This window comes from Streptomyces sp. NPDC060198, from assembly GCF_042728415.1.
Taxonomy (GTDB): Bacteria; Actinomycetota; Actinomycetes; order Streptomycetales; family Streptomycetaceae; genus Streptomyces.
In genome coordinates this window covers 1-7743 of sequence record NZ_JBHWZJ010000331.1, presented here as the reverse complement: position 1 = coordinate 7743, position 7743 = coordinate 1, and the positions used below count along the sequence as shown (strand labels likewise).

Here is a 7743-nt window from a genome sequence, read left to right as displayed (position 1 = left end):
CCCCGATGGGGGGGAGCCGGGCGCGGTGGGTGTGTGCCGCCCGTCGGCGGGCCGGCCGGTGGGTCAGTGGGTGTGTCAGTGGGTGGGTCAGTGGGCGTCGCGTACGGCCAGTGCGCGGCGCAGGTCGTCGAGTTCGTCGACGAGCCTGCGCCGGAGGGCGGCGGTGAGGGTGTCGTCCTCCAGGGCGCGGCTGCCGAGTGCGAGCGACTCGGCGTCGACGTCGTACGCGGGGAAGGCGGACCGGCCCGCGGCGGTGGCGATGGCGGGGCCCCGGCGGGCGGCGAGGGCTGCGGCGTCGGGGTAGTAGCGGGCCACGTACTCGCGGGTGAGTCCGGTCTGTTCGGGCTGCCAGAAGCCCTGGGCGGTGGCGGTGAAGAGGTAGTTGGAGAGGGTGTCGTCGTGGAACAGGGACTGCCAGGCGGCGGCCTTGGCCTCCGGGTCGGGCAGGGCGGCACGGCAGCGGGCGGCGCCCTCCTGGCCGGTGGCGCTGGGGTCCTGGGCGAGTGCGGCGGCGATGGCGGCCTCGTCGGTGGCGCCGAGGACGGCAAGGCGGGTGAGGGCGCGCCAGCGCAGTTCGGGGTCGAGTTCGGGGCCGCCGGGCACGGTGCCGTCGGCGAGCCACTCCTGGAGGGTGTCGGGCTGGGTGGCGGCGTCGATGAAGTGGCGTACGGCGACGAGGCGCAGGCCGGGGTTGCTGCCGTCCTCGGTGCGGCGGAGGAGGTCGCGGCAGAGGTCGGCGAGGGTGGCGAGCGCGGCGGGGCGCTCCTCGGGGGTGAGGTAGCGGTCGGCGAGGAGGGCGGCGAAGCCGAGGACGCCCTGGACGAGGGCGAGGTCGGTCTCGTGCGGGAGGTGGGTGCGCGCGAGGGCGAGGTGGGCGGTGGGGTGGAGGCCGCCGTCGCGGACCATGTCGCGGGCTGCGTTCCAGATGACGGCGCGGGTGAGCGGGTCCGGGATGCTGGAGAGGCCGTTTTCGACGGCGGTCCAGGACGCGGCGTCGAGCCGGACCTTGGCGTAGGTGAGGTCCTGGTCGTTGGGGACGACCAGGACGGGGCGCCGGCCGGGCAGGGTGAGGGGTTCGCCGGTGCCGGGGACGTCGGTCTCGACCCGGTCGCGCAGGACGAGCCGGTCGGGGCCGGTGCCGAGTTCGTGGTCGTAGAGGCCGACCGCGATGCGGTGGGGACGGCTGCCGCGGCGGTCGACGGCGAGGGTCCACTCGTTGCCCAGGTCCTCGACGTGGGTGGTGAGGGTGTCGGGGCCGGTGGTGCGCAGCCAGGTGTCGGCCCAGCCGTGGACGTCGCGGTCGGTGGCGGAGGCGAGGTTGTCGATGAAGTCGGCGAGGCTGGCGTTCGCGAACCTGTGGCGGGCGAAGTGGGCGTTGATGCCGGCCAGGAAGTCCTTCTCGCCGATCCAGGCGACGAGTTGGCGGAGCGCGGAGGCGCCCTTGGCGTAGGAGATGCCGTCGAAGTTGACGAGCGCGGAGGCGGTGTCGGGGACCGCGGCGGGGTCGGGGGCGACCGGGTGGGTGGAGGGGCGCTGGTCGGCGTCGTATCCCCAGCCCTTGCGGGCGACTCCGAAGTCGACCCAGGTGTCGGTGAAACGGGTGGCTTCGGCGATGGTCTGGTAGCCCATGTACTCGGCGAAGGACTCGTTGAGCCAGATGTCGTCCCACCAGCTGAGGGTGACGAGGTCGCCGAACCACATGTGGGCCATCTCGTGGGAGATGACCATGGCGCGGGTCTGGCGTTCGGTGTCGGTGACGGCGGAGCGGTAGACGAATTCGTCGCGGAAGGTGACGAGTCCGGGGTTCTCCATGGCGCCGGCGTTGAACTCGGGGACGAAGGCCTGGTCGTACGAGTCGAACGGGTAGGGCTCGTCGAACTTCTCGTGGTAGCGGTCGAAGCAGGCGCGGGTGATGTCGAGGATCTCGTCGGCGTCGGCGTCGAGGTGGGGGGCGAGCGAGCGGCGGCAGTGGATGCCGAAGGGGATGCCGGCGTGCTCGGTGGTCACGGAGTGCCAGGGGCCTGCGGCGACGGCGACGAGGTAGGTGGAGATGAGCGGGGTGGGGGCGATGGTCCAGCGGCCTTCGCCGGTGTGGGTGGCGATGCCGTTGCCGAGGACGTTCCAGCCGTCGGGGGCGGTGACGGTGAGCTCGAAGACGGACTTCAGGTCGGGCTGGTCGAAGGCGGGGAACACGCGCTGCACGTCGTCGAGGAACAGCTGCGTGTAGACGTAGTTCTCGCCGTCGGTGGGGTCGGTGAAGCGGTGCATGCCCTCGCCGGTGCGCGAGTAGCGCATGGTGGCGTCGACGCGGAGTTCGTGGGGGCCGGCCGCCAGCCCGGTGAGCGGGTAGCGGTCGTCGGCGAGGAGCGCGGGGTCGAGGGGCTGTCCGTCGAGGCTGAGCGAACGCAGTGCCGCGGGCTTGACCTCGATGAACGTGTCGGTGGCGGTACGTGCGGTGAACCGGACGACGGTGCTGGACCCGAAGGTCTCGTCGCCGGTGGTGAGGTCGAGGTCGATCGTGTATCGCTGGACGTCGAGGGCGGTGGCACGGGTCTGCGCTTCGTCGCGCGTCAGTACGGACATCGCTCCATGCTGCCGTACGGCTCCGGCGGCGCGCGTGCGGGGCGGGTCCGGGCCGTCGGCGGCGGGTATATCGGCTGTCGCGTTCCCCTCGGCGGATGGCAGAGTGCGGGCATGTCGCTGACCAGCATCGTCCTCTCCTCCGGCCGTTCGATCGACCTGACCGACCTGCGGCTCTCGTCGACCTACGGCGGCATGCTGGAGGGCTATCCGTGTGCGCGCCTCAACGACTGGAAGATCGAGGGGCTGCTGCGGAGCGGCGGGAGCGGCCGTCCTCTCGACCGGGTCCATCTCGTCGACCCTGTCCGTGAGCACCCGGACAGTCCGCCGGGGCCGTGGGGCCCTGTCGAGGTGCTGCCTCCCGTGACGTGCGTGGGCTCTTTCCGGTCGGCGGCGGTCGACCCGGGCCACGATCCGGTGTTGTACCGCTCGGCTCTCACCGTGCTCTGGTTCCAGACCACGGCCGAGGCTCCCACCGCCCGGACCGCAGTTCCCGGTCTCCGTGACATCGCCTGGGAGGAACTCGCCCGGGACCACGAGCTCTGAGAGGCCCGTGGGCCGGGCGGGCGGGACGGTCGGAACACGCCCTGGCCGCCCGGCATCCGTCGCGACCGTCAGGCGCCGCCCGGCATCCGTCGCGACCGTCAGGCGCCGCCCGGCATCCGTCGCGACCGTCAGGCGCCGCCCGGCATCCGTCGCGACCGTCAGGCACCGCCCGGCATCCGTCGCGACCGTCAGGCACCGCCCGGCATCCGTCGCGACCGTCAGGCACCGCCCGGCGCCCTCGCGGAACCGTCAGGCGCCGGTCGGCGCGTCGCCCTGGACCGTCCGGTCGCCGGTGGTGGTCTCCTCCGCGATCCGCTCGTGGTGGCGGATCACCTCGGCGACGATGAAGTTGAGGAGCTTCTCCGCGAAGGCCGGGTCGAGCTTGGCGCTGCCGGCGAGCTGGCGGAGCCGCTCGATCTGCCGCGCCTCGCGCGCCGGGTCGGCGGGCGGGAGCTGGTGGGCGGCCTTCAGGTGGCCCACCTGCTGGGTGGCCTTGAACCGTTCGGCGAGCATGTGGACGACGGCGGCGTCGATGTTGTCGATGCTCTCGCGCAGCCGGTTCAGTTCCGCGCGTACGGACGGATCGATGTCGTTCATGAGGGACGAGCTTAGACGTTGGGCACGGGTCGTCGGCCGTCGGTGGGGTGGTCACGGACCGGGGGCCCTCGGTGCGCGGCCCGGAGAAGACCCGAGCGGTACCTCGTACGGCACCTCGCACCACGCCTCACGCAGACCGATCATCACATGAGTCGATCGGTCACGTACCGTGGTGGACGAGCGGCGCGAGCCGCCTGCCGGGGGTGGGGACGTGGCGGAGAGCAGTCGGACCGGGAGTCCCGTGGCGCACGGCTTCCCGCATCTGGGAACCGTGCGGGCCGCGGTCACCGCGCTGTACCGGCGGCTCGGTGGCGCGGGCGTGCGCGCGTACGCGCCGAGTCTGCCGGCGTCGGAGGTCGTGTTCACGGACGCCGAGGAGCTGTACGCGGGCGCACAGCGGATCGCCCGGGCGACGGTGCTGCACCTGCGGCTGCCGGACGCCCGTGTGGTCGTCGGTTTCCGCCGGTCGGAACACGCGGCCACCGTCGAGCTCACCTCCGGACCCGAGTACTTCGTCGAGCTGAACGAGCGCTTCCGGTCCCACCGGCGCGACGTCGGCGCCGCGTTGGCGCACGAGGTCACCCATGTGCTGCTGCACCGGCTGGGGCTGGGGTTCGCCGACGAGCGGGAGAACGAGATCCTCACCGACACGGTGGCCGTCTACCTGGGCGCGGGCTGGCTGCTGTTGGACGCGTTCCGCGAGGACGCGCTGACCCGCCAGAAGCTGGGCTACCTGACGCCGGAGGAGTTCGGGTACGTCCTGGCGAAGAGGTCGCTGGCGTTCGGCGAGGACCCCTCGCCGTGGTTCACCAGCCCGCAGGCGTACCAGGCGTACACCGAGGGCCGGTCCAGGGCGCTGCGGGACCTGCGGGTGCCGCCGCTGCGTGCGGCGGGCGCGATGGGCCGGATGCGGTACGCCCGGGACCGGCACCGGGAGGTGGCGGCGCCCGGAGCGCCGTACGCCTTCGAGGGCGGGGAAGCGGGGACGCGGGTGCTGTTCGACTGCCCGGTGTGCCATCAGCGGCTTCGGGTGCCGGTACGCGGTCCGGTCCGGGCTCGCTGCGGGGTCTGCGGGACGGAGTGGGAGTGCGACACCTGAGCCACCGCGCCCACCCCTTCCCCGCGCCGGACGGCCGGCGCGGGTCCCGCCGACCGGGACGGGTCAGACGACCGGGGCGGGCGGGGTCCAGCGCCGGTTGCGGGGGACGGCGGTGGAGAGTCCGTAGTCCTTCTTCAGGTGTTCGGGGATCGCGTAGTGCATCACCCGGCCCCGGGTGAGCGAGGAGAGCTCGAACAGGGTGGTGAAGTGGCCGAGGCGGTCCAGGGCCCACGCACCGAGCGGCGAGCGGTCCTCGACCGTCTCCATGACGTTCATCAGCGCGGGAGCGGCCTTGACGAGGGTGTCCCACGGGGTGCGGGCCACGCCGAGCCAGTCGGCGCAGGTGTCACCGATCAGGTGGCGGATCAGCGCGGAGACGACCGGGTCCAGCAGGGTTCCGGGGACGACCTCCTCGTACAGGTCGACCAACTGCCGGGTGAGGGCGACGCCTTCCTCGCTGGGCCCCATGTGCCGGGTCATGTAGAGGTCGGAGAAGGCGCGGGCCTGGTCCAGGTCCTTGGGGGCGTGGTCCTGGTCGACGCCGAGCATCGCGCCGACGACGCGCCAGGCGTAGTGGTAGGCCTCCGCGCCTTCGGCGCTCATGTGGATGCCGAGCCGGTGCAGGGCGTCCAGGACCTGGATCGAGAACATCATCTGTCCGCCGATCATGTCCTCCTGACAGATCGGCGTACCGAGGGCCGCCGTGTCCCAGCGCCCTTCGCGCCGCAGGTGGTAGCGGATGGAGGCGTGCAGGAGGCGGACCTTCTGGGCGGCGGGGAGGAAGCGTCCACCGGCCTCGAACGCGTCGGGCCGCATCAGGTAGACGGTGAACTGTCCCGTCTCCGCCATCCGCTTGGAGGGGTAGTCGAGCGAGTGCGTCGCCGACAGGAGCTTCGCGATGTGCGGGACGACGTAGCAGGCGGGCATGGCCGCGAACGACAGAGCCGTGGAGATGTGCACGTTGTTGTCGATGAAGAACAGTCGCGCCCTCTCCATCTCCTCCCAGTCGACCCAGGAGGGCGGGCTGCCGGTCTCGTGCAGGTACGCGCGGGCGACGTCCGGCAGCCCGTCCGGGAGCGGCTGCCCTGCCACCGAGACGTACCGCATCAGGGTGTTGAACTTCCCCGTCTCGCCGCGCTCGAAGAGGGTCGCCACCGTGGCGTCGGCGAGTTCGTCGCCGCTCTGGCGCAGCGCGTTCATGGACTGCTCGGTCGGGTACACGGGGGCGGCTCCTCTGGGCTGTCCGTGCGGGTGCGGAGTACGGGGCTGGGTACGGGAGTGGGCGTCAGGCGGGGCGGGTGGTGACCGCGCCGGCCAGGTGGGTGAGGGCGGCGTGCGCGGGGGCGGGGAGGCCGGCTCCGGCGAGCGCCCGGGTGGCGAGGGAGACCCGGTCGCCGATCATGCGCTCGACACGGGCGCGGGCCCCGGTGGACTCCACGACGGCGCGCACCAGGTCCAGTTGGCCGGTGGTGAGCTTGCCTCGTCCGAGGAGGCGGGTGAGTGCGCGGCGCTCGGCGGGGGTGGCCCGGGCGAGGGCGTGGGCGATCAGCGCGGTGGGGCGGGCACCGGTGATGTCGTCGGTGTTGGCCTTGCCGGTGTGCTCCGGTTCACCGAACAGGCCGAGGAGGTCGTCGCGGAGCTGGAACGCCTCGCCGAGCGGCAGCCCGTAGTCGGTGAAGGCGTCGCGCAGGGCGGTGTCGCCACCGGCGAGCGCGGCGCCGATGTGCAGGGGGTGTTCCACGGTGTACTTGGCGGTCTTGTACCGGATCACCTTCAGCGACCGCGCCACGTCGGGCGGCCCCGCGGTGCGCAGGATCTCCAGGGCCTCGCCGGCGACGAGTTCGCGCGCCAGCACGCCCCAGAGGGGGCGGCCACGGGCCAGGTAGGCGCCGGGCAGGCCGCAGCCGGTGAACAGCTGGCCGGCCCAGGACATCAGCAGGTCGCCCGCGAGCATCGCCAGCGAGGCTGCCCGGGGGTTCACCCGGGTGCCCCCGACGGCGGCACGCAGGGCGACATGGGCGGTCGGCAGGCCGTGCCGGAGGTGGCTGTCGTCGATGATGTCGTCGTGGACGACGGCCGCCGCGTGGACGAGTTCCATACTGGCCGCCGCGCGGACCATGGCCTCGCTGTCCGGCTGCCGCGCCGCCCGCCAGCCCCAGTAGCAGAAGGCCGAACGCAGCCGCTTGCCGTGCGCGGTGGCGTTCGCCAGCACGGCCGCGAGCGGGGCGAGGTCCTCGTCGACGGCGAGCAGCGCCTCGGTCTCCGCGTCGGTGAACCGCCGCAGCTCGTGGTCCACCCGGGCCCGCAGCGCGGCGAGCTCCGAGGGTTCGGGGGCCGGGCGCGCGCGAGGGCCGGGCGCGGGGCGGGTGGCACGGCCGGGCGCGGGGCGGGAGGGCTGCGCGGGCACTCCGTGCACCGGTGCCCCCGGCGCGAGGCGTACGGTCTCAGGCACCGGGCCCGCCCGTGCCCCGGCCACGGGCGTGGCGCGCCAGGATCTCCAGGTGCGCGGGGCCGGTCCCCACCCGGTCGAGCGCCAGCCGGCCGCGTGCCCGCAGGTCCTGCTCCCCCTGCTGGGCGAGGTCTCCCAGGTCCGAGCGGCCGAGCAGCCCGCGCGCGGCCGTCCAGGCGGCCCCGCAGGTGGTCAGGGCCAGGTCGGCCAGGCCTGCGGCGAGCAGGAGTGGACCGTCATCGCCGTCTCCCCGGGTCTTCGATGTCATGTGCGCCCGCCCTCCGCGTACGGCGCGCCGCCGCTCCGGCGCCGCTTCGGGGGGCAGGCTGCCCCGGCGGAGGGGCGGGGAAGCGCGGGCCACCCCATGTGATGATCACTCGTTCGCCCGTACTACTCCCCGTCCGACTCCCGGCCCCGTACAGCACAGGGGCGCAGCACAGCACGACGCCCGGTCCGGAGTACCGGACCGGGC

General features: G+C 73.4%; 7 protein-coding genes. 2 read left to right on the top strand and 5 right to left on the bottom strand.

Annotated elements, in window-relative coordinates:
• Positions 1–87 precede the first annotated feature (87 nt).
• Positions 88–2583 (bottom strand): aminopeptidase N, encoded by a 2496-nt coding sequence (gene pepN, locus ACFWEP_RS28235; RefSeq protein ID WP_387374113.1) that lies wholly within the window; start codon positions 2581–2583, stop codon positions 88–90.
• A 111-nt stretch (positions 2584–2694) separates the two neighbouring features.
• On the opposite strand from pepN, the gene ACFWEP_RS28230 reads away from it, so the two are divergent.
• Positions 2695–3126 (top strand): hypothetical protein, encoded by a 432-nt coding sequence (locus tag ACFWEP_RS28230; protein WP_387374111.1) that lies wholly within the window; start codon positions 2695–2697, stop codon positions 3124–3126.
• Positions 3127–3375: 249 nt separating this feature from the next.
• Here the strand turns inward: ACFWEP_RS28230 and ACFWEP_RS28225 are convergent, their stop codons facing one another.
• Entirely contained in the window at positions 3376–3723 is a 348-nt protein-coding gene (locus ACFWEP_RS28225; protein ID WP_387374109.1) for a chorismate mutase, read from the bottom strand.
• 211 nt (positions 3724–3934) lie between these two features.
• On the opposite strand from ACFWEP_RS28225, the gene ACFWEP_RS28220 reads away from it, so the two are divergent.
• Positions 3935–4822, top strand: coding sequence for a hypothetical protein (locus tag ACFWEP_RS28220; RefSeq protein ID WP_387374107.1), 888 nt, complete (start codon positions 3935–3937; stop codon positions 4820–4822).
• Positions 4823–4885: 63 nt separating this feature from the next.
• Here the strand turns inward: ACFWEP_RS28220 and ACFWEP_RS28215 are convergent, their stop codons facing one another.
• From ACFWEP_RS28215 to ACFWEP_RS28205, 3 genes are all read right to left on the bottom strand, one after another.
• Positions 4886–6022 (bottom strand): oxygenase MpaB family protein, encoded by a 1137-nt coding sequence (locus ACFWEP_RS28215; protein WP_387374117.1) that lies wholly within the window; start codon positions 6020–6022, stop codon positions 4886–4888.
• An 85-nt stretch (positions 6023–6107) separates the two neighbouring features.
• The gene (locus ACFWEP_RS28210) at positions 6108–7130 is read right to left on the bottom strand and encodes a polyprenyl synthetase family protein (protein WP_387374115.1); all 1023 of its coding nucleotides are present in this window, start codon (positions 7128–7130) and stop codon (positions 6108–6110) included.
• 136 nt (positions 7131–7266) lie between these two features.
• Positions 7267–7539, bottom strand: coding sequence for a polyprenyl synthetase (locus ACFWEP_RS28205; protein ID WP_387374106.1), 273 nt, complete (start codon positions 7537–7539; stop codon positions 7267–7269).
• Positions 7540–7743 lie beyond the last annotated feature (204 nt).

Bases quoted from the DNA above. Each gene is read 5' to 3' on its own strand.
- pepN (WP_387374113.1), bottom strand. From the start codon at position 2,583: ATGTCCGTACTGACGCGCGACGAAGCGCAGACCCGTGCCACCGCCCTC.
- ACFWEP_RS28215 (WP_387374117.1), bottom strand. From the start codon at position 6,022: ATGAACGCGCTGCGCCAGAGCGGCGACGAACTCGCCGACGCCACGGTG.
- ACFWEP_RS28225 (WP_387374109.1), bottom strand. From the start codon at position 3,723: ATGAACGACATCGATCCGTCCGTACGCGCGGAACTGAACCGGCTGCGC.
- ACFWEP_RS28205 (WP_387374106.1), bottom strand. From the start codon at position 7,539: ATGACATCGAAGACCCGGGGAGACGGCGATGACGGTCCACTCCTGCTC.
- ACFWEP_RS28230 (WP_387374111.1), top strand. From the start codon at position 2,695: ATGTCGCTGACCAGCATCGTCCTCTCCTCCGGCCGTTCGATCGACCTG.